Source organism: Stutzerimonas stutzeri, from assembly GCF_038561965.1.
Taxonomy (GTDB): Bacteria; Pseudomonadota; Gammaproteobacteria; order Pseudomonadales; family Pseudomonadaceae; genus Stutzerimonas; species Stutzerimonas stutzeri_AA.
This window is the reverse complement of the sequence record NZ_CP139348.1, coordinates 4062986-4083399: the sequence shown is the minus strand read 5'-3', so window position 1 is coordinate 4083399 and position 20414 is coordinate 4062986. Positions and strand designations below refer to the sequence as shown.

The window sequence follows — 20414 nt, the reverse complement described above, 5'->3', positions numbered from 1 at the left end:
GTGGTGAGACTCAGGCCCAGCGGCGGAAGATCAATGACGTGTTGATCCCGCCAAAGGCGAAATTGTTGTTCATGACGTATTCGTGCTGCATGACGCGCGGAGCGCCTTGCAGATAGTCGAGTTCGCCGCAGCGTGGATCGACGGTGTCCAGGTTTAACGTGTGGATGTAGCGGTCGCGGTTGAGCATTTCGATGCTGAACCAAGACTCCAGCGCACCGCATGCACCCAGCGTATGGCCGAGGTAGGACTTCTGCGAGCTGATCGGCATGCTGCTGCCGAACAGCGCCTGGGTGGCGTGTGTTTCGGCGATGTCGCCCTGTTCGGTGGCCGTACCGTGACCATTGACGTAGCCGATGGCCGCAGTCGCAAGACCGGCGTCTTCCAAGGCCAGCTCCATGGCCCGGCGCATGGTCAGCTGCTCGGGTTTAGTGGCGTGCTGGCCGTCGGCATTGCTGCCGAAGCCGACCAGCTCGGCATGGATCTTCGCGCCGCGCGCCAGTGCATGCTGCAGCTCCTCGAGCACCAGGATGCCGGCACCTTCGCCGATCACCAGGCCATCGCGGTCGCTATCGTAGGGGCGCGGCGAAGTATGCGGCGCGTCGTTCTTCAGGCTGGTGGCGTAGAGCGCGTCGAACACCATCGCCTCCGTAGCGCACAGCTCCTCGGCGCCGCCGGCGAGCATCAGCGGCAAGCGGCCGAACTTGATCGCCTCGTAGGCGTAGCCGATGCCCTGGCTGCCACTGGTACAGGCGCTGGACGTGGGGATTACCCGGCCGGTAAGGCCGAAGAAGATGCTGATGTTGGCCGCAGTGGTGTGCGGCATCATGCGGATATAGGAGTTGGCATTGAGCCCATCGGCCACCGAGTTCAGCAGCATGTTGCCGAACGCCTTGATCTCCTCGGTGCTACCGGTGGAAGAGCCGCAGGCGACGCCCATGCGACCGTCGCGGATCAACGGGTCGTCCAGCAGGCCGGCGTCTGCCAGCGCGCGCTCTGCGGCCAGTACCGACAGTCGCGAAACTCGGCCCATGCTGCGCAGCTGCTTGCGCGTCCAGTGCGCCGGCACGGCGAAATCGTCTACGGGACCCGCCAGGCGGGTGTTCAGCTCGGTAAAGCGATCCCACTCATGCATACGGCGAATGCCGCTGCGGTTGGCGCTGAAATTCGCTTCGATGCTTGCCCAGTCGCTGCCCAGAGAGGTGATGCCGGCCATGCCGGTAACGACCACACGCCTGCCACTCATCAACACAGCCCCCCGTTGACGGCGATGACCTGCCGGGTGATATACGCCGCCTCGGCGGACATCAGGAAATTCACTGCGCCAGCGACCTCTTCCGGGGTGCCCATGCGTTGCGCCGGAACCATCTTCAGCATTTCCTCGATGGGGAGCTCGGCATCAAGCATTTCGGTGTCGATAAGGCCAGGCGCGACGCAATTGACGGTAATTCTGCGCTTGCCCAGTTCAACCGCGAGAGCCTTGGCCGCACCCATGACGCCCGCTTTGGATGCACTGTAGTTGACCTGGCCACGGTTGCCGATCAGACCGGATACCGAGGTGATGCAGACGATGCGTCCCGGCTGGCGCCGGCGGATCATCGGCATGGTCACGGGCTGCAGCACGTTGTAGAAACCGTCCAGGTTGGTGCGCAGCACCTGATCCCAGTCGTCGTCGGTCAGCGCCGGGAAGGCTCCATCACGGGTCAGGCCCGCATTGCAGACTACGCCGTAGTAGGCACCATGGGCTTCGACATCGGCTTCCAGCTCACGGCGGCAGGCGACACGGTCGGCGATGTCAAATTGCAGGATGCGCGCAGCGCGTCCCATCGCCTGGACCTCGACCTGGACCGTTTCGGCCTGGTCGCGTCGGGAGCGGCAGTGCAGCACGATGTCATAGCCGGCCTGGGCCAAGCGCAGCGCGATGGCGCGACCGATGCCGCGACTGGAGCCGGTGACGAGGACGGTTTCACTCATGGGGCAGACTCTTGTAGGTAACTCGCCACTTCGGGCGGGCGGAATACGTTCAGGCGCGCTTCGGCATGAATGCCGGGCCCGTCGAGATGGCATTCGAAAACGCCCATGCCATTGTCGTCCTGTAGCGAACGAGTGGCGCGAACGCGCAATTGGGCGCCGACCGGAAAGGACTCGACATTGCATTGGTAGTTGCGGGTGCCCAGCAGGAAACCCAGCTCCACCGCTTGACCGGCCTGGCGCGCATGGCAGCCGGCGAAGGCAGCGACGCTCTGCGCCATGATTTCCACGCCGGTCCAGGCCGGCAGGTTGCCGTCGGCGGCGCTGAGCAGGCCGTCGGCACGCACCTGCAATACGGTTTCGACACTGTCGTCATCGAACCGCTCGACGCCATCGAGCAGGATCATGTCGCCGGCATGCGGCAGTAGCTCGGCGATAGGCCAGTCGATCATGGCGCGTCTCCCAGAATCAGGCTGATGTTGTTGCCGCCGAAGGCGAAGGAATTGCTCATCATCCGTCGCGAACCTGACGTGTTCATTCGTGTACCTGGCGCCACCAATTGCAGCGCTGGTAACGACGAGTCGGATTGGCCATCCCAACGATGGGGCGGCAGCCGCTGTTCGGTATTGAGCTGCGATAGCGACAACCAGCAGAACGCCGCCTCCAGCGCGCCTGCCGCGCCGAGGGTGTGCCCGGTCAGCGGCTTGCTCGACGAGCAGGCTACGCCGTGGGGGAACAGCGCGGCGACGGCATTGCTTTCCATGGCGTCGTTGTGTGGCGTAGCGGTGCCGTGCAGGTTCAGATAGCCGATCTGTTCCGCTGTGCAATCGGCGTTGGCCAGTGCCTGACGCATCGCGCTCAATGCACCGCGGCCGCCTGGGTCAGGCGCTGAGATATGGTGGGCATCGGAACTGGCGCCGCCGCCGAGCAGGGCGATGCTGACTTCAGCGCCGGCTTCTCGTGTCATCAGGAACAGCACCGCCGCCTCACCGATGTTGATGCCGTTGCGGTTGCGCGAGAACGGATTGCACAGCGTCTCGCTGGTGGCTTCCAGCGAGCTGAAGCCTTGCAGCGTGAGATCGCTCAGACTGTCGACGCCACCGCACAGCACCGCATCGCAGAGGCCGGCGTCGAGCAGGCGCTTGGCGCTGAGCATCGCACGGGCGCTGGAGGTGCAGGCCGTGGAGATCGAATAGCAGGGGCCGGCCAGTTGCAGCCATTCGCCGAGAAAGCTCGCCGGCGCCGCCAGCTCCTGGTGTGCGTAGTGGTAACCGGTTGGAAATTCACCGTCGCGCAACAGCCCGGCGATTCCCCGCGAAGCTTCCTGGATACCGGTTGTGCTGGTGCCCACGACCACCCCGATGCGGCTGTGGCCGTAACGGCTGATCGCCTGGCGGATAGCCGTTTCGATCTCCAACGCCGCGGCCAGCAATAGCTGGTTATTTCGTGTGGCGTGGCGCGGGTCATCGTTGGGCAAGCTTGGCAGCGCTGAGCGGACGGCGCCCACCGGCAACTGTCGGCCAACGACCGGCTGCGGGTAGGGCCGCATGCCCGAGGTATCGCCGGCGAACAGGTGCGTGGCTGCCTCGGCCTTGCCGCTGCCCAGGGCGCAGATCACGCCGAGGGCGTTGAGGTAGGCGGTCATCGATCGCGGCTTCCGGTGGCAGCGGGCAGGGGGGCGACACCATAGGTCAGGCCCGGCGCCACGTCGAGTTCGAAGATCAGCGGTGCTTGATAGCGTACCTGCCAGCGCAGCGTCTCGCCCTGGCGTAGCTGTCGCTCGCTCGCACTGGTTTGCCAGCCTTGTCCGTCATACAGCGCCTGCAGCTGACGGGTTTCGGTCAGGGCGAACAGCAGGGCCGCGAACAGCTCGCGTGCCTCGGGGTTCGGGCGCAGCAGCCCTTCGGCGTGCCAGCGGCCGTCGCGCAGCTGTTGCCGCGCGAGTGGAATGCCCAGCGGATCGAGCAGTGACCAGCGCAGGGCCGGCCCTTCACGCTGGATCACCAGCAGCCAGTCCGCCGGCTCGTTGCCGCGCCGCTGGACGTGCAGTTGCAGCGGCACATCCAGCGCGGGCGTCTGGGTCGGCAAGGGCGCGCGCGCCGCACAACCGGCGACCAGCACGACGGCCAGCCAGGCCAGCAGTCGCTTCATGCCCGTCGACTCATGCATCTGCCGCGCAGAGTTCGGCCAGTACGCGCAGACGGCGTTTGGGTTCGGCGACATAGGGGTTCTTTTGGTCCCAGGCATAGCCGGCGAGGATCGAGCTGATCATCCGGCGGATTTCCGGCTGGGCGTGTTCGTAATAGATCACGTCCTGGAAGCTGCAATCGTACCAACCCTCCACATAGGTCCGGAAGGTATCGACGCCGCGCTTGAGCGGTACGGCGAACTCGGTTTCCCAGTCCACCGTTTCTCCGCTCAACTGGCGGTGCAATACGGCTGCGGCCATGTGCGCCGAGCGCATGGCGATGGTCACGCCGGAGGAGAACACCGGGTCGAGAAACTCCGCGGCGTTACCGAGCAGTGCGAACCCTGGGCCGTGCAGGCTTTTGACATTGGCCGAGTAGCCGCCGATCAGGCGTGCCGGCGTGTCCCATTCGGCATTCTTGAGGATGCGCTTCAGGTTTGGTGCTTCCTGAACGAACTCGCGCAGGCAGGCGTCCAGATTCACCGGGCGGCCCTCATAGCGCTCGGCGCTGGCGACCACGCCCAGCGAACAGCGGCCGTTGCTGAACGGGATGGTCCAGTACCAGACGTCGCGCAGCTCGGGGTGGGTGGTGATGAGGATCTTTTCGCGGTCGAAGCGCGGATCGTCGATGCGATCTTCGATGTGGGTGAAGATCGCCCGGCGTACCGGAAAGCCGGAGGGCGCCTCCAGATCCAGCAACTGCGGCAGCACCCGGCCATAACCGCTGGCATCGAGCACGAAGGCGGCTTCGACGCGATACTCACTGCCGTCGGCGCGGCGGATTTGCAGCCAGGGCCGCTCGCCGCTGAAGTCGGCAGCAGTGACTTCTTCCTCGTAGCGGATCTCCACACCCTGCAGTTCGGCCTGGTCAGCCAATAGCTTGTCGAAGTCGCCGCGCTGGACCTGATAAGTGCTGCCGTGGCCTTCGGTGAATTTGTCGCGGAAGTCGAACTCGGTATAGCGCTCGCCCCAGCCAAAGGCTGCGCCGTGCTTGGTCTGGAAGCCCGCGGCACGCACCGCTTCAAGCATCCCGGCTTCCTCGATGAAATCCAGGCAATGCGAAAGCAGGCTCTCGCCGATGGAGAAGCGCGGAAAGCGTTGCCGCTCGACGATCAATACGTCATGGCCCTTGCGCTTGAGCAGCGCGCCGGCAATGGCGCCGGACGGCCCGGCGCCGATGATCACGACTTCACGGTGTTGCAACTCAAGCGGCGCCATGGGGGCTCCCTGCATGTGGTGGTGGGTCTTGCTCGATGGTGGCCCAGGGGGCCAGGAAAAAACTGAACGCCAGCCCGAGGCTGACCGTGAGGCCGAAATTACTCACCGCCGGTGTGCTGGAAATCGCCAGCAGACCGAACGACAGCCACGTCGTGGCCGCCGCCAGCAGCGTGCCGACCAGGCTGACCGCCGCACCGCCGACCCGCTCGCGCATCAGGATCGCGTAATCGACGCCGATTGCGGTGACCAGCAGCAGGCCAAAAAGGCCGAACAGGGTCAGCGGCTGACCGAGCCAGCCCAAACTGGCCAGGCTGGCCAGCGCGGCGAGCAACGGCACCGCGATGCAGCGCAAGGCACCACCAGCGCCGAATGGTAGGCAAAGCAGGGCGAAGATCAGCAGGCTGGCAATTACCTTCAGCTCGGCTGCCTGCAGCTTTGTTTCGGCAAACAGCTGATTGAGCTGCGCTGGCCGATCAACCAGTGTCGTACCTGGAACAGTCTCGGCGATCGCCAGCAGTGGTGCGCTGTCACGCAGGCCTTGCAGGCTGATCAGCCCGGCTACGCCATCGCCCGTCTGGCCGAGCCATAGTGCCCGCCAGGCTTCACCCAACGGCCCGGCAAGCGCCGCCTCGATGGTCACCGGCGACTGGGCCTGCAGGTGCTCGATCTCCGTCTGCAGCTGTTCGGGCGCAACGCCCAGCGCTTCAAGCGGCTGGCGCGCGTTGAGCAATTGCGGCAGGGCCGCACGCAAGCGCGCTTGTTCGAACGTCGGCGCGACCAGCTGACTCAGGGCGAGATGGCCACCTAACCGCTGCTCGCTTTGCAGCGCGTCCAGCTCTCGGCTCAGCTCGGCCTGGCGTTGGAGCAGCTGGTCGGCACCTGTGGCACGAACGAGGAAGTACTGGCTGGTGGGCTGAAATCCGGTAATCGAACCGATGCGTTCGGCTTGCCGTTGCAGCTCCGGCGCGTTGCTCACCCATTGGCGCAGATCGTCCTTGAACGACAGCTGCAGCACGCCGCCGACGCAGAACAGGCCGAGCCCGGCGAGCAGCCAGGGCGTAGCGATGCGCGCCAACAGCGCCTGGCGCAGCTGCAGCCAGTGCCGCGCCCAGCCGAGAGGCTGTGGCCAGGGTGTCAGGCGGCCATTGAAAAAAACGGGCAACAGGCAGGTGGTGCAAAGAAAGGCGCCGAGCAATCCGGCAGCGGAGAACACCGCCACCTGGGTTAGTGCCGGAAACGGGGTGAAGGCCAGGGCGAGGTAGCCGATCAGGTTGGTCGCGAGTGCCAAGGCCAGCCCCGGAAGGATCAGCCGCAACGCACGCCGGCCATGCCAGGGTTGCAGCGTCCAGCTCTTGGAAAGGTAGTGCAGCGGGAAGTCCAGGCTGACGCCGATCAGGCTGGCGCCGAGTACCAGAGTCAGTACGTGCATCTGTCCGAACAGCGCCACGCACGCCGCTGCACCGGCCAACGCACCGACGGCCACCGGCAGCGCCGCCAGCAGGATGCGCGGGGTGCGAAACAGCCAGAGCAACAACAGCAAAGTGGCGCCCAGCGACAGGCTGCCGATCAGGCTGGCTTCCTGGCGCGCCTGCTGCTGGCCGTGGGCAGCATGCAGCAGACCACCGGCCGCGAGCATTTCGCCCGCGCCGGATTCGACGTTGTCACGCACCGCTGCGACGAGCGCAGCCACCTGCTGCGGCAACTGTTCGTCGAAGGCGTCGCCATGGGTGCGGGCGTGAACCACGGCCCAGCGCTGGCCGGCATACTCGGCAACCAGGCTGCCGTCCGTGTCTGCCCGCACGTTGCCCGCCTGCGGCAAGCGCTGCAGCGCAAGGCCGGCGATGCCGAACCAGTCCTGCTCGATCGGCAGCGGACTGGTGGCAAATGGGTCATAGAGCCGCTCGACGCGATGCAGGATGAATTGCTCGGGGTGCTCGATCAGCTGCTCGCGATCCGCGCTGGCGAGCAATGCCAGTGACTGCTGCTGCAGCTGTCGACTTACCGCAGGAAGGTCGCTTTTCAGGCTGCTGCGAATCTGCTCGAACAAGCCGCTTTCCAGCAAATCGGTGGCGGCGGCCACGGCCAGGCGTCGTGCCTGCTGTTCATCGGCATGCCGGACCAACAGCATCAGGTCGCGGTTGAGCGGCTCCTGCATGCGTTCGGCGGCCAGTTGCTCAAGGGTGTCATGGCTGCCGCTGGGCAGCAGTTGCAGCAGATTGGCGCTCAGTGGCGGGCCATTGCGCCATTGCCAGGCGCTCAGTGCCAGCAGGCCAATCAGCGCGAGAGCGAAGAGAATCGCCGGCCAGCGCCGGGAAGGCAGCTGATCAGTTGGCAAGATCGCGCTGCTCGCTGGTGTTGAGGTGGTCGTCGATCTGGCTGTCGAGCAGGCGCAGCACGGTGCGATCGCCTTGAGCTTCGCGCAACTCGACCTGTGCAACGGTGCCGCCGCCCTCGATCTCGATGGCCTCGAAAACCTGTTTGAGCAGCGCGCCACGCGGGACCAGCTGCAGACGCCAGGCGCTCGGCTCGCCGCTGAGAGTAAGCTCGAAGTCGCGCTGCAGGGCCTGCGTATCGCCGCTCAGTACGGCGAGGAATAGCTGGTTCTGCCGGGCCGAACTGCCCTTCGGGTCGATCGCCAGCCAACCGTGCTCGCTGCGCCGCGCGATGCCTTTCACGGTGATGCGGTAGTCCTGGCGGATCGGCTGCTGCAGCAGCCAGAGCAGACCATGGTTGCGGGCGAGGACGAAATGGCCCTGGCTGGTCAGCGGTTGTGGCAGTGCTCGCAGGTGCTTTTCCTGAATGAAGTCGCCACGCACCACGGCAGGCTGGCTCAGCTGCTGGGCAAGCTGTGGCAGGTCGAACGCCTGTGCCGGTGCCGTTACGCTGATCAGCAGCAGGCTGGCGGCGGTCAGCAGTTTCTTCAGCACTATGGCGATCGGCCTCATGCCAGCGCCCGTTCAACCGCGTCGACGAAGACCCGCGGCGAGGCCAGCAGCATTTCGCGGCTGGCGATTTCCACGGCTACCTGCACCGTGCTGCCACGGGTCATGCGTTCGCCGGTTTCGGCGTCGCGGATCAGGTAGTTGATCTTCAGACGGTTCTCCCACTCCACCAGATCGGCACGCACGATGATGCGCTGATTGAAGCGGGCGCCGCGCATGTAGCGCAGCTGCACGTCGATGATCGGCCAGGCATAGCCGGCGTCGCGCATCTGCTGGTAGTTGTGGCCGATGCGTTCGAGCAGCGCGCAGCGGGCAACTTCGAAGTACTTGACGTAGTGGCCGTGCCAGACCACATCCATGGAGTCGACATCGAAGAATGGCACGAGGATCTCAACCTCGGCCTGCAGTACACCGTCCTTACGCATAAAGGCTCCACTGCCGGTTGCGGATCTGCGCGATACACAGGCGCAGCTCGCCTTCCAGTGCGCGGTCTTCGATCAGTGGCGGGAAGTCCTCGGCCAGCGTGGCGTGCATGGCTGCCAGCGGCGCGGGAAGCTCATGTGCATCGCTCTGACGCTGGCGCAGCCAGACGCCCTGCTGGGCCGCGAGCAGTGTGGCCGCAGCGACTTGCTCGGTCAGCTCCAGGCTGCGCAGGGCGTCGCGGGCGGCGATTGTGCCCATGCTCACCTTGTCCTGGTTGTGGCACTCGGTGGAGCGAGAAAACACGCTGGCCGGCATGCTGTTCTTCAGCGCTTCGGCGGTCCAGGCGCTGGTACCGATCTGCACCGCCTTGAAGCCGTGGTTGATCATCGCGGTGGCCGCCGGCGCACCGGAAAGGTTGCTCGGCAGGCCATGGTTGTAGCGGCTATCGACCAGTAGGGCGAGCTGGCGGTCGAGCAGGTCGGCGACGTTGGCCACCAGATTCTTCAGGCTGTCCATGGCGAAGGCGATATGCCCCCCATAGAAGTGTCCGCCGTGCAGTACGCGCTCGTTGTCGGCATCGATGATCGGGTTGTCGTTGGCGCTGTTGAGCTCGGTTTCGATGAACTGGCGCAGGAGGCCCAGGCTGTCGGCCAGCACGCCGAGCACATGCGGCGCGCAGCGAATCGAGTAGCGATCCTGCAGGCGGTGAAGGGGCGCCGCCGGTGCGTCGATGGCCAGGTCCTGGCGAATCCAGGCGGCGACCTGGCTCTGCCCCGGATGGGGTTTGGCGGCGAACAGACGCTCGTCGAAATGCTCCGGGTTGCCTTGCAGTGCCACGACATTGAGCGCGGTGATACGGGTCGCCAGCTGCAGCAGGTAATCGGCACGGGCATAGGCCAGGCAGGCCAGACCGGTCATCACCGCGGTGCCGTTCATCAACGCAAGGGCTTCCTTGGGCCGCAGCGTCAGCGGCGTCCAACCCAGCTGGCGGTGCACGTCGGCAGAGCTGCGGCGTTCGCCGCCAAACAGCACCTCCCGCTCGCCCGCCAAGGCTGCAGCCACGTAAGACAGGGGGGTCAGGTCGCCGCTGGCGCCAACCGAGCCTTCCTCGGGAATCAGTGGCAGGACGTCGTGTTCGAGCAACGCCTGCATGCGCTCGAGCAGCTCGATGCGTACCCCGGACATGCCGTGGGTCAGAGAACGCAGACGCGCGGCGAGTACGGCGCGGGTGGCTTCGGCGTCCAGCAGCTTGCCAAGGCCGCAGCCATGAAAGGTGAACAGGTGCTGCGGCAGTGCTTCGACCTGATGCAGCGGCACCGCCACCACGCAGGAGTCACCATAACCTGTGGTGACGCCATAGATCACGCCTTCGCGATCCAGCAGCGTGTCGAGGAACTGTGCACCGCGGGCGATGCGGCTGCGGAACGCTTCGTCTGCTTGCAGCCCGACCGGCGCACGGCGCTGTGCCACGGCCAGCACATCTTCGATGCGCAGATGATTTTCGCCAAAGATCACGGGCTCAGTCACGACGTCGGTCCTGTGTGTTCCAGAAGGGGTAGAAGTTGAACCACTGTAGCGGTGCCTCCAGGCAGCGCGCTGCGAGGCGATCGGCGTAGCGCTGCACCGCCTGCTTGATCACTGCGTCGCGCTCGGCGCGGCGCCAGTGGATGCGTTCGGCGAAGGGCTCCAGATGCACATGGAAGCGGCCTTCATGTTTGAGGCAGAACAGTAGGTTAACCGGGCATTCGAGCAGGCCGGCAAGCAGCCAGGGGCCCTGGGGGAACGCTGCGGGCCGGCCGAGGAAGTCGACCTCAGCGATGCGTCCGCCATGCAGCGGCACCCGATCGCCGGCGATCGCCAGCCACTCGCCGCGCTCCAGGCGCTGGGACAGCTGCAACATGGTCGCCGGATTCAGCTCGCTGACCTGGATCAGGCGCAGGTTATCGGCGCCGGATTGGTCGAGCAGCCGGTTGAACTGTTCGGCATGGCGGGTATGCACCAATACGTTCATCTGCACTTCGCCGCCCATCTCCGCCAGCGCCCTGCAGATCTCAAGGTTGCCCAGGTGCGAGCCGACCAGCAGCTGGCCGCGTGTACCGGCGAAGCTGGCGTGCAGATTCGCCGGGTCGTGGATCACCAGGCGCTCACGGCCAACGCGCCCGCTCCAGACATCCAGCTTGTCCAGCAGCGCTTCGGCGAAACTCATGAACTGGCGATAGACCGAACGGGTGCTTCGCTGCAGTTCAGTGCGACCGCTCCAGCGCGCGAGGTTGCCCTGGTATTGGCGCGCGCTGTCACGGGCGCTGCGACCAAACAGGTAGAAATACAGCACGATCAGATACAGCAGCGGTGCCATGGCTCGCCGGCCGAGCACGCGCACCGCCCAGGCGGTCAGGCGCATCAGCGCAAAGCTGCCGCGCTCGCGTTGCGCGGCCCAATGCGAGGGCATCGGTGCCTCGCTCATCGCTGCAGTCGCTGGGCAAGCAGCTTCGGCGCACGCAGCAACATGCCGAAGAACAGCCGCGCATGCATGGCGGAAATCAGCGTGTTGTCCAGCCAAAGGCGGAAGTGCGAGATGCCGTCCTGCGGGTAATGCACCCGTGTTGGCAGCCAGACCATCGGCTGCTGCTGCCAGTGCAGGCGCACCAGAATCTCGGTGTCGAAATCCATGCGCCGGCCCAGGCGCACGCTGTCGATCAGCGCCAGCGTGGGCGCCAACGGGTAGACACGAAAGCCGCACATCGAGTCGCGGATCGACAGCGACAGCGTGTTGATCCACACCCAGACATGGGTCAGGTAGCGCGCGTACAGGCGGCCCTTGGGCACGCTGGCGTCATAGTGCGGATAGCCACAGATCAGCGCATCCGGTGCCTGGCTGGCGCGGTCGAGAAACAGTTCGACGCCGGAGAGATCATGCTGGCCGTCGGCGTCGACCTGCAGCGCATGGCTGAAACCCAGCCGCTGCGCTTCGTGCAGCCCGCTAATTACCGCGCCGCCCTTGCCCTGGTTGCGCGGGTGGCGGAGCAGGAAAACCTCGGCTTGCTCGGCCAGCGCGTCGATGACTGCCGCAGCGGCAGGGCAGGAGCCGTCATCCACCAGCACGCAGGGCAGATCCGCGGCGCGTAGCGTGGCGACTACGGCGGGCAGGCTGCGCTCATGGTTGTACACCGGGATCACCGCGCAGGGCTTGAACCAGTCTTCCTCCGGCTGCGCGAGAGGGGTAACCACCGCGGTTGCAGTCGCCGCAACCGCCATGGGTGGCAACTCGTTCAAGGTGGTCATGGTTGTGCTCCGAGCAGGATGCGTCCGGACGAACAGGGTTTGCCGTCGTTGTGGTAGGTGAAATACAGCTTGCCGCGCTCGTGATCGAATCGCAGGCTCAGCTGCAGCCGGTCGCCGGGACGGGCGAGCTGTTGGAATTTCAACACTTCCATGCCGCCGAAACGTGGCGGCAAGTCGCCGATCAGGTCGCGTGCCAAGTTCATTGCCCACTCGATCTGGACGACGCCGGGCAGCACCGGTGTGCGCGGAAAATGGCCGCTGAAGTGGGCCAGATCCAATGGCACTGCCAGTTCGATCTGCCAGTGATCGTCATGCCTGTGCAGTTGCAGACGTTCTGGTTGCCGGGGGCGCGGTGCCTGCAGCAGCGTGTCCAGTTCGGCCTGAGGCAGTTTGCCCTGAGCATTGCCCGGCAGTTCCCGCACCAGCCGCCAGCGCCGCGGTAGTGCCAGCGCCTCGCAGTGGGCGATCAGGTGTTTGCGCAGCGCCTGAGTAACGGCACGCCGCCCCTGATTGCGCAGCGCGAAAATCCCGGCATCGCTCAGCGCCACAAGCGCACCGAGGTACGCCCGGTTCTCCTGAATCACGCCAAGGCGCGCCTCACCGACCCAGGGATGCTCGGCCAGTGCGCATTCGAGCATCGGCAGCGAGATACGCTTTTCCTCCAGCTTGACGATGCGATCCAGCCTCCCGCGCAGCGCGAAACGGCCGTCCGGTTCCATTTGCACCGCATCGGCGGTCTGCTCCACATGGCCGCGCGGCAGCCATGGCGAAGCCACCTGCAGTGCGCCCTGAACGTCCTGAGCCAGCTTGACGCCCGGCAGCGGCTGCCACAGTTGGCCGCCCTGGCGCCAGGCGATGCCGCCGGTTTCCGAACTGCCGTAGATCTCGGTAGGCCACTGGCCAAGGCGCTGTTGCAGAAGCTCCGCGGCTTCGGTTGGCAATGGGCCGCCCGAGGAGAACACCCGGCGCACCTGGCGCAATGCCGGCCAGTCGAGGTTGTCACCCATGCGCTTGAGCAGCGCCGGGCTCGCGACCCAGCAGAACGCTGGCTGGGCGCGACTGGCCAGTTGCATGTCCTCGGCGAAGGGCAAAGCCCGGCGCAGCAGCGGGCGGCCGGCGCACAGCGGCCAGAGCACCCGAAACAGCAATCCGTAGATGTGCTGCGTGGCGACGCTACCGATTACGGCGGCATCGCCAAGATCGGCGGCCCACAGCGTCTCCAGCGCCTCAACTTCACTGGCAAGCTGGTGCAGGCGTTTGTCGATCAGCTTGGGCTCGCCACTGGATCCGGAGGTGCAGAGCGTCAGGCCGAGTAGCTCGGGATCGAGCTCAACAGCGGCAAGCGGGGTTGCCAGCAGATCCGCCAGGTGCAGGTCATCCGCCTGGTCGGTCAGCCAAAGCTCCGCCAGCGGGCTGAGCCGTGCGCGGCTGGCCGGCTGCAGGTCGGCAGGCAACAACACGCGCACACCTGCACGCCAGGCGCCGAGCAGGGCCACAGCCAGCTGCGCGGCATCTTCCAGATGCACCGCGAGGGTTCGCACACCGCGCTGTTGCAGGCCGCCGGCCAATCGGAGCGCGTCGTGCTGCAGCTGGTCGAGCGATAGCACCGGGTCGCCTGTTACCGGGCGCGTCTCGCTGCTGGCGAGGAGTTCGCACATCGCAATCCAGCTCACTGGCGACTCCTGACGCGTTGACGAATCAGCCATTCGCCAGCGAACAGCAGGCCCATCAGGCCGTAGGCGATCAGGCCGTTGTACAGCGCCCACCAGGTCAGCGGTGCCCACAGCGTCAGCGCTGCGGCCATCGAGCCGTTGAAGATGAAGAAGCCCACCCAGACCTTGGTCACCTGCCGCGTATAGCGCACGCCGGAGGGCGGCAGGTCCGGTTCCTGCAGCCGCGCCAGGCGCTCGATAACCGGCATGCCGCTGAACAGGCTGGTGGCGAACAACACGAGCATGGCGGCATTGATCAGCACCGGGTACCAGCGCAGCAGGATGGCGTTGTCGAGCAGCGCCAGCAGCAGGCAGAACAGCAGTGCGACGCCGGCAGTCCAGCGGCTTGCGGAGCGTCCGCTGCTCAGTAAGCGCGCGCACCAGAGCGCCCCGAGCAGCGCGGCGAAAACGCGCGGCGAGAGGTGCTCGATGCCGAAATAGACGGCAAAGGGGTACGCCAACCCGGCAAGGAGCAGTGCGAAGCCCGCCATCCGGGCCATGCTGGCCGGGATGATGGAGGAACGTATGAGCATCAGGGAGTCCGGAAAATACCGTGGGTACGCTGCAGCGCTTGTTAGGCCGTCTCGGTGTTGGTCAGGCGATAGACCGCCTCGACGACATCGCCCACGGTACGCACGGCCTTGAACTCTTCGGCGGCGATTTTCTTGCCGGTCTGGCGCTTGATGTGATCGATCAGGTCAACGGCGTCGATGCTGTCGATCTCCAGGTCCTGATACAGATTGGCTTCGAGGGTAATGCGCTCGGGCTCGAGTTCGAACAGTTCGACCAGGGCATCACGCAGGGTCTGGAAAATCTCGTTACGGCTGTTCACGGGAGATGCTCCTCAGGCGGTGGCGCGGTTGGCGCTGACGAAGGCCGCCAGGCTGTCGACGTTAGCGAAGTGCTTGCGAGTGTCCTTGGCGTCGGCGTCGATCTTGATGCCGAAGCGCTTCTGGATTGCCAGGCCAAGTTCCAGCGCGTCCACCGAGTCCAGGCCAAGGCCTTCGCCGAACAGCGGTTGGTCAGCAATGATGTCATCCGGGCCGAGGTCTTCCAGACCCAGGGCGTCGATGATCAGTTGCTTGATTTCAAGCTTGAGTTGGCTCATCGAATGCGAGTTCCTTTATGAAGTGTCGGTGCAGATGGTCGTTGAGTCGTCGCGAGGCGATCGGTGCTGCGCCTTGGGCGGCGAACACCTGTGGGTCGATGTCGTCACCGACACGCAGGCGGAAATGGAAGCGTCGCGATGGAATGCGATACCAGGGTTCGGCTTTGGTCAGCGTGGTTGGCGTCACGCTGATCACCACGGGCGTCACCAAGCGTGCGCCGCGCAAGGCAATGGCTGCTGCGCCGCGATGAAACTGCGGAGACTGTCCGGGAGTGGTGCGAGTCCCCTCGGGAAAGATGATCAGCGTCTGGCCCTGCTGCAGGGCTTCGGCTGCTTCGTCGAGCATATCGGCACTGCCGTTATTGCTGATGTACTGCGCCGCGCGGATCGGGCCACGAGTGAAGGGGTTGTCCCAAAGGCTCTGCTTGACGATGCAATTGGCGTCGCGAATCAGCGCGATCAGCACGACGACGTCGATGAGCGATGGGTGATTGGCGATGATCAATTGCCCCGGGCGACCGAGCCGTTCGGCGCCCTCTACCTCATAGGTCAGCACACCGCTGCGGTACATGAACTGCACAAACAACCAGAACAGCCGGCTTACCGTCTGGCGAGCTCGGCGACGGTGCGTGGCGGCATCGCCCGGCAGCAGTGAAAGCAGCGGGAAGATAATCAGGCGCAGGCAAAGGCCGCCGATGCCAAACAAGGCGAAGGAAAGCCCGGTGGCAATGAGTCGCCACAGCCACGGCGCATTGGGGCGCTTCAGCGAGTCCGCTGCCAGTTCCATTTGCGCGTCTTCCAGTGATGCGTGAATTGGGGATGGCCGCCTAGCAAGGCCCTGATCAATTGCAGAGCATGGACTTGCGGCAGCTGCGCTGCAGTTTCATCGGCGGGCTGCAATTGCAGTTGCCAACTGTCACCGGCGGTCAATCGCAGCGCCAGTGCATAGGGGATGCTGGCGTCGTCGATCCAGGGACGATAGGCCTCGGGGGGCGTTTCTTCTGCTATCACCAGCAGCACGGCTGGCGCGCCTTCGTTCAGCAGCAAGGTTGCCTCGAGCATGGCGTGCTCCAGCCCGTCGCCCTCTGCCGCAAGAGCCGTCATCTCGCTGCAGTCGCCCTGGAAGATCGACCAGAGCCCGACGATGGCGTTGTGCACGGACAGGCTGAACTGAGTCGGCGACAGCGGCTGCTCGTTCGCCAGGTCGCTGAGCAAGGCGAAATTGCGCGTGGTTTCGCCATGGCGCGAGGCGTATACCAGCGGCATCGGAGGCTGACCTTCGGCCAGTGGATGGGCGACGGCAAATACCATCCGCGCCAGCCGGCTCAAGCGGCGGCGCTGCATCGCTGGCAGAAAGGATGCATCTGGCTGCGCCTGCGGATCGTCCTCCCAATCACCGGACTGCGCCCAGCGCAACCAATCGGCCTGGCAGGTACGGCCCGGAGCCCAGGCCTGCCATTGGTCGATGTCGAAGCGTATTGCGCTCATGCTCGCGCGGCTCTCGTGGCGAGGCCGGCGCGCAGACGTCCGTGTATTGCTTGCATTGGAAGTGCCGCTCGAAAAGTGCGTGCATTATCCAAGTGCCATGAACGCTAGGCAAACATTGCGATACATATCCTGATGGGAGGTCGCAATACTTGTGGAACTCGCCGCTTTATCAAATGTCCGGCAGGCGTTATCGAACTCCCTGCTGCGCCAACCATGCCATCAGCTGAGGCAGCGGCATGGCGCCGCTCTGCCGCGAAACTTCGTGGCCGTTGCGGAACAGTATCAGGCTGGGAATCGAGCGGATGCCGAGTTGCGTCGACAGCTGTGCATTGGCTTCGCTGTCGAGCTTGGCCAGGCGGCAGCGGCCTTGGAGCTGGATGGCTGCCTGGGCGAAGGTCGGGGCGAAGCTGCGGCAGGGGCCGCACCAGCTGGCCCACACATCCACCAGTAGCGGCAGGTCGCCCTTGATCTGGTTGGCGAACTGGCTCTGTTGCAGGTCGAATGGCGCATTCGTCAGTGTCTCGGCCTTGCAGCGGCCGCAACGCGGCGCGTCTTGCAGGCGGTCGGCGGGGATGCGGTTGAGGCTGGCGCAATGCGCGCAGGGGACGATCAGCGATTCGGTCATAACGAGGTTCCACAGCGGTATGCCGATAATGTGGAGCCTCGCCGCGGGATATCAAGCCGCGGCGTGCTGCTTTGTGGTCTTAGCCTTTCGACGCGCTAAGCGCCTGGGCCAGATCGGCGAGGATATCGTCGATGTGCTCGATGCCGATGGACAGCCGGATCAGATCCTGGGAAACACCCGCCCGAGCCAGTTCGTCGGCATTCAGCTGACGGTGCGTGGTACTGGCCGGGTGACAGGCCAACGACTTGGCGTCGCCGATATTGACCAGCCGCACCACCAGCTCGAGCGCATCGATGAACCGCGCGCCGGCTTCGATGCCACCTTCGATGCCGAAGCAGAGGATCGACGCCGGGGTGCCGCCCATGTAGCGACGCGCCAACTCATGCTCAGGGTGATCCGGCAGCCCGGCGTACTTCACCCAAGCCACTTGCGGATGCGCCTGTAGGAATTCGGCAACCTTCAAGGCGTTCTCGCAGTGGCGCTCCATGCGCAGCGCCAGGGTTTCCAGCCCCTGCAGGATGAGGAACGAGTTGAACGGCGAGATTGCCGCGCCCATGTTGCGCAGCGGCACCACGCGGCAGCGTCCGATGAAGGCAGCGGGGCCGAATGCCTCGGTGTACGTAACGCCGTGATAGGACACATCGGGCGTGTTGAGCAGCGCGAAGCGCTCCTTGTGCTGCGCCCAGGGAAACTTGCCGGAATCGACCACGATGCCGCCGATGCTGGTGCCGTGACCGCCCATGTACTTGGTCAGCGAGTGCACGACGATATCCGCGCCATGCTCGAACGGCCGGCAGAGCATCGGCGTGGCGACGGTGTTGTCGACGATCAGCGGCACGCCATGGCGGTGCGCGGCTTCGGCCAGCGCGGCGAGATCAATGATGTTGCCGGCAGGGTTGCCGATGGATTCGCAGAACACCGCCTTGGTGCGCTCGTCGATCAGCGACTCCAGCGCGGCGATGTCATCGTGGGCGGCGAAGCGCACCTCGATGCCCTGGCGCGGCAGGGTGTGGGCGAACAGGTTGTAGGTGCCGCCGTACAGCTTGGCCACCGAGACGATGTTGTCACCGACTTCAGCGATGGTCTGGATGGCGTAGGTGATCGCCGCCATGCCCGATGCAACGGCCAATGCCGCCACGCCACCTTCCAATGCCGCGACGCGCTGCTCGAGCACGTCGGTGGTGGGGTTCATGATGCGCGTATAGATGTTGCCCGGTACCTTCAGGTCGAACAGGTCCGCACCGTGCTGGGTGTCGTCGAAGGCGTAGGAGGTGGTCTGGTAGATCGGCACCGCCACCGCTCGGGTGGTGGGGTCAGGGCTGTAGCCGGCATGGATGGCCAGGGTTTCCAGTTTCATGACTCGCTCCTTTTTCTTGTTGGTCGGGCAAAGGCCGCAGAGCATGAAACTGAATGGCAAACCGGTCAATGACCCAGGGCAAGCCTGATCGTCAAAGCGGCGTAAGCGGCCAGAACAGCGGGATCACCAGCGTGCCGACCATCCACAGCAGCAGGTTCAGCGGGATGCCGATCTTGAGAAAGTCGGTGAAGCGATAGCCGCCGGCGTTATAGACAAAGGTGTTGGTCTGATAGCCGATCGGCGTGGCGAAGCTGGCGCTGGCGGCGAACATCACCGCGACCACGAACGCACGGGGGTCGACACCCATGTGCTGGGCCAGGCCGATGGCGATCGGGGTGATGAGCACCGCCACAGCGTTGTTCGACAGCATCTCGGTGAGCAAGGACGTCAGCAGGTAGATAAAGGAAAGCATGAACAGCGGCCCGGCCCAGGGCGTCAGCGTGGTCACGTTCTGCACGATCAGCTGCACCAGGCCCACCTTGTCCATGGCGATGCTGATCGCCAGCATGCCGAAGATGAGACTGAGGATCTTCCAGTCCACCGCTTTATAGGCATCCTCAACATCCAGGCAGCGGGTCGCCAGCACGGATGCCGCGCCGATGATCGCCAGGCCCTCGATGGGCATCACGCCGAAGGCCGCCAGCGTCATGACTGCCAGCGTGGCGATGATTGCGATCGGTGCTTTGTCGCGGCGGAAGGCGCGCTCCTGCACGGCATTGAGGCTGATCAGCTCACCGTTATCGGCGAAACGCTTGATCTGCGCCGGCGTACCTTCGACCAGCATCACGTCGCCGAACTGCAGCTGGAAATCGTCGAAGTTGCCCTGGATGTTCTCGTCCTGGCGATGCACCGCCAGCACGCTGATGCCATAGCGCGCAGAAAGGTCGAGATCGCGCATCGGGCGGTGGCTGTAGCGCGAGCCGCGGCCGACGATGGCCTCGGCGAGAATTACGTCCTCACTGCTGATGGTTTCGAAGGCGTCGCCACGGTTGAAGGTCAGGTGGCCACTTTCGCGCAGCTCCACCACGTCCTTTACCTGGCCGTGAATCATCAGCAGGTCGCCGGCGTTCAGGGTGAAGTCATGCTCCGGGCGGCTGAACACCTGGGCTTCACGGCTAACCTGCAGTACCTGCAGGCCGCTGCCGCCGTTGAGGTTGGCCTCGGCAATGGTCTTGCCGATCACCGGCGAGTTCGACGGCACGCGCAGCTCGGTCATGAAATTGCGATCCAGGCGCGGGCCGAGCAACTTGGACAGCGTGTCGCGTTCCGGCAGCAGATGCTTGCCGATGGTCAGCAGATAGGCCATCCCGGCGGCGGCCATGATCAGGCCTGCCCCAGTGATTTCGAACATGCCGAACGGCGCCAGGCCTGCTTTGCGCGCCACGCCGTCGACAAGAATGTTGGTCGAGGTGCCGATCATCGTCAGCGTGCCGCCAAGAATGGTCGCGTACGACAGCGGAATCAGCAGCTTGGAGGGCGTGGTGCCGGCGCGCTTGGCCAGCGAAATCGCCACAGGGGTAAGGATCGCCACCACCGGTGTGTTGTTCAGGCAGGCGGAGATTACCAATGCAGTGATCGTCAGGCCGAACAGTACCCGCGTAGGGCTGGTGCCCACCAGATTGCCGAGCCAATTGCCCAGCGCATCGATGCAGCCGGTACGTTCCAGTGCCGCGGAAATGATGAACATGCAGGCGATGGTGACCGGGGCCGAGTTGGACAGCACACCGAGCACCTCGCCGGGCGTCAGCAGCTGCGTCGCCAGCAGCACCGCCACAGCAATCGCCACGACGATATCCGGGCTCCAGCTCTCCCTTACGAACGCCACCAACACCCAGATCAGCAAGGCGCAGACGAACAACAGCGGCAGCGATTCTGGAAGCATGGACGTCCTTAAGGGTGGCGAGTAGTCGGGTCGAAACAACGACCCCGCGGCGCACGATAGAGACGTCAGCTTAGAGAGTCCAGAAACCTTTCCTGATGTTTATATGCGATTTGGTTATTACCAATAGTGGCCACGTGGCGCAGGCGCAGAGGCTTCATTGGGTAGCGTCACGGCCCCAGCACCGCGCGGCTTTGATGGTGGCGGACCCACACGGACTTAAC

At 64.8% G+C, this 20414-nt stretch carries 21 protein-coding genes; all 21 read right to left on the bottom strand.

Going from position 1 to position 20414, the window contains the following annotated elements; genetic code table 11:
* Window positions 1-10: 10 nt before the first annotated feature.
* The 21 genes from SM130_RS18945 to SM130_RS18845 all read right to left on the bottom strand — a co-directional run bounded on the left by SM130_RS18945 (window position 11) and on the right by SM130_RS18845 (window position 20193).
* The gene (locus SM130_RS18945; RefSeq protein WP_102826223.1) at window positions 11-1243 is read right to left on the bottom strand and encodes a beta-ketoacyl-ACP synthase; all 1233 of its coding nucleotides are present in this window, start codon (window positions 1241-1243) and stop codon (window positions 11-13) included.
* A complete protein-coding gene (fabG, locus tag SM130_RS18940) occupies window positions 1243-1971 on the bottom strand; it encodes a 3-oxoacyl-ACP reductase FabG (protein WP_102826222.1) in 729 nt (242 codons plus the stop codon). The genes SM130_RS18945 and fabG overlap by 1 nt, the downstream gene beginning before the upstream one ends.
* On the bottom strand, window positions 1968-2420 hold the full coding sequence (locus tag SM130_RS18935; RefSeq protein ID WP_102826221.1) for a hotdog family protein: 453 nt from the start codon (window positions 2418-2420) through the stop codon (window positions 1968-1970). Before SM130_RS18935 ends, fabG begins: the two co-directional genes overlap by 4 nt.
* Window positions 2417-3613 carry a beta-ketoacyl-[acyl-carrier-protein] synthase family protein gene (locus SM130_RS18930; RefSeq protein WP_102826220.1) on the bottom strand — a complete coding sequence of 399 codons (1197 nt, stop codon included), beginning with the start codon at window positions 3611-3613 and terminating at the stop codon, window positions 2417-2419. Before SM130_RS18930 ends, SM130_RS18935 begins: the two co-directional genes overlap by 4 nt.
* On the bottom strand, window positions 3610-4119 hold the full coding sequence (locus SM130_RS18925) for a DUF3261 domain-containing protein (protein ID WP_102826219.1): 510 nt from the start codon (window positions 4117-4119) through the stop codon (window positions 3610-3612). Before SM130_RS18925 ends, SM130_RS18930 begins: the two co-directional genes overlap by 4 nt.
* Window positions 4120-4129: 10 nt before the next feature.
* Entirely contained in the window at window positions 4130-5374 is a 1245-nt protein-coding gene (locus tag SM130_RS18920) for an NAD(P)/FAD-dependent oxidoreductase (protein ID WP_102826218.1), read from the bottom strand.
* Window positions 5361-7694, bottom strand: coding sequence for an MMPL family transporter (locus SM130_RS18915; RefSeq protein ID WP_181019292.1), 2334 nt, complete (start codon window positions 7692-7694; stop codon window positions 5361-5363). The genes SM130_RS18920 and SM130_RS18915 overlap by 14 nt, the downstream gene beginning before the upstream one ends.
* Before the next feature lie 4 nt (window positions 7695-7698).
* Window positions 7699-8319, bottom strand: coding sequence for an outer membrane lipoprotein carrier protein LolA (locus SM130_RS18910; RefSeq protein ID WP_102826216.1), 621 nt, complete (start codon window positions 8317-8319; stop codon window positions 7699-7701).
* The gene (locus tag SM130_RS18905) at window positions 8316-8741 is read right to left on the bottom strand and encodes an acyl-CoA thioesterase (RefSeq protein ID WP_102826215.1); all 426 of its coding nucleotides are present in this window, start codon (window positions 8739-8741) and stop codon (window positions 8316-8318) included. Before SM130_RS18905 ends, SM130_RS18910 begins: the two co-directional genes overlap by 4 nt.
* Entirely contained in the window at window positions 8734-10266 is a 1533-nt protein-coding gene (locus SM130_RS18900; RefSeq protein WP_102826214.1) for an HAL/PAL/TAL family ammonia-lyase, read from the bottom strand. The genes SM130_RS18905 and SM130_RS18900 overlap by 8 nt, the downstream gene beginning before the upstream one ends.
* The gene (locus SM130_RS18895) at window positions 10259-11203 is read right to left on the bottom strand and encodes a glycosyl transferase (protein WP_102826213.1); all 945 of its coding nucleotides are present in this window, start codon (window positions 11201-11203) and stop codon (window positions 10259-10261) included. The genes SM130_RS18900 and SM130_RS18895 overlap by 8 nt, the downstream gene beginning before the upstream one ends.
* On the bottom strand, window positions 11200-12021 hold the full coding sequence (locus SM130_RS18890) for a glycosyltransferase family 2 protein (RefSeq protein ID WP_102826212.1): 822 nt from the start codon (window positions 12019-12021) through the stop codon (window positions 11200-11202). Before SM130_RS18890 ends, SM130_RS18895 begins: the two co-directional genes overlap by 4 nt.
* Window positions 12018-13694, bottom strand: a complete 1677-nt coding sequence (locus tag SM130_RS18885) for an acyl-CoA synthetase family protein (protein ID WP_102826211.1) — start codon at window positions 13692-13694, stop codon at window positions 12018-12020. Before SM130_RS18885 ends, SM130_RS18890 begins: the two co-directional genes overlap by 4 nt.
* Window positions 13691-14233, bottom strand: a complete 543-nt coding sequence (locus SM130_RS18880) for a hypothetical protein (RefSeq protein ID WP_102826503.1) — start codon at window positions 14231-14233, stop codon at window positions 13691-13693. The genes SM130_RS18885 and SM130_RS18880 overlap by 4 nt, the downstream gene beginning before the upstream one ends.
* Window positions 14234-14307: 74 nt before the next feature.
* Complete coding sequence (locus SM130_RS18875) at window positions 14308-14565, bottom strand: acyl carrier protein (RefSeq protein ID WP_023446006.1); 258 nt, start codon at window positions 14563-14565, stop codon at window positions 14308-14310.
* A gap of 12 nt (window positions 14566-14577) precedes the next feature.
* The gene (locus SM130_RS18870) at window positions 14578-14841 is read right to left on the bottom strand and encodes a phosphopantetheine-binding protein (RefSeq protein ID WP_102826210.1); all 264 of its coding nucleotides are present in this window, start codon (window positions 14839-14841) and stop codon (window positions 14578-14580) included.
* Window positions 14822-15628 (bottom strand): lysophospholipid acyltransferase family protein, encoded by an 807-nt coding sequence (locus SM130_RS18865; protein ID WP_102826209.1) that lies wholly within the window; start codon window positions 15626-15628, stop codon window positions 14822-14824. The genes SM130_RS18870 and SM130_RS18865 overlap by 20 nt, the downstream gene beginning before the upstream one ends.
* Window positions 15604-16329, bottom strand: coding sequence for a beta-ketoacyl synthase chain length factor (locus tag SM130_RS18860; protein ID WP_102826208.1), 726 nt, complete (start codon window positions 16327-16329; stop codon window positions 15604-15606). Before SM130_RS18860 ends, SM130_RS18865 begins: the two co-directional genes overlap by 25 nt.
* 187 nt (window positions 16330-16516) lie before the next feature.
* Window positions 16517-16954, bottom strand: coding sequence for a thioredoxin TrxC (trxC, locus tag SM130_RS18855; protein WP_102826207.1), 438 nt, complete (start codon window positions 16952-16954; stop codon window positions 16517-16519).
* Between the two features lie 79 nt (window positions 16955-17033).
* Entirely contained in the window at window positions 17034-18311 is a 1278-nt protein-coding gene (locus SM130_RS18850; RefSeq protein WP_102826206.1) for a bifunctional O-acetylhomoserine aminocarboxypropyltransferase/cysteine synthase, read from the bottom strand.
* Between the two features lie 91 nt (window positions 18312-18402).
* On the bottom strand, window positions 18403-20193 hold the full coding sequence (locus SM130_RS18845) for an SLC13 family permease (protein WP_102826205.1): 1791 nt from the start codon (window positions 20191-20193) through the stop codon (window positions 18403-18405).
* Between the last annotated feature and the right edge of the window lie 221 nt (window positions 20194-20414).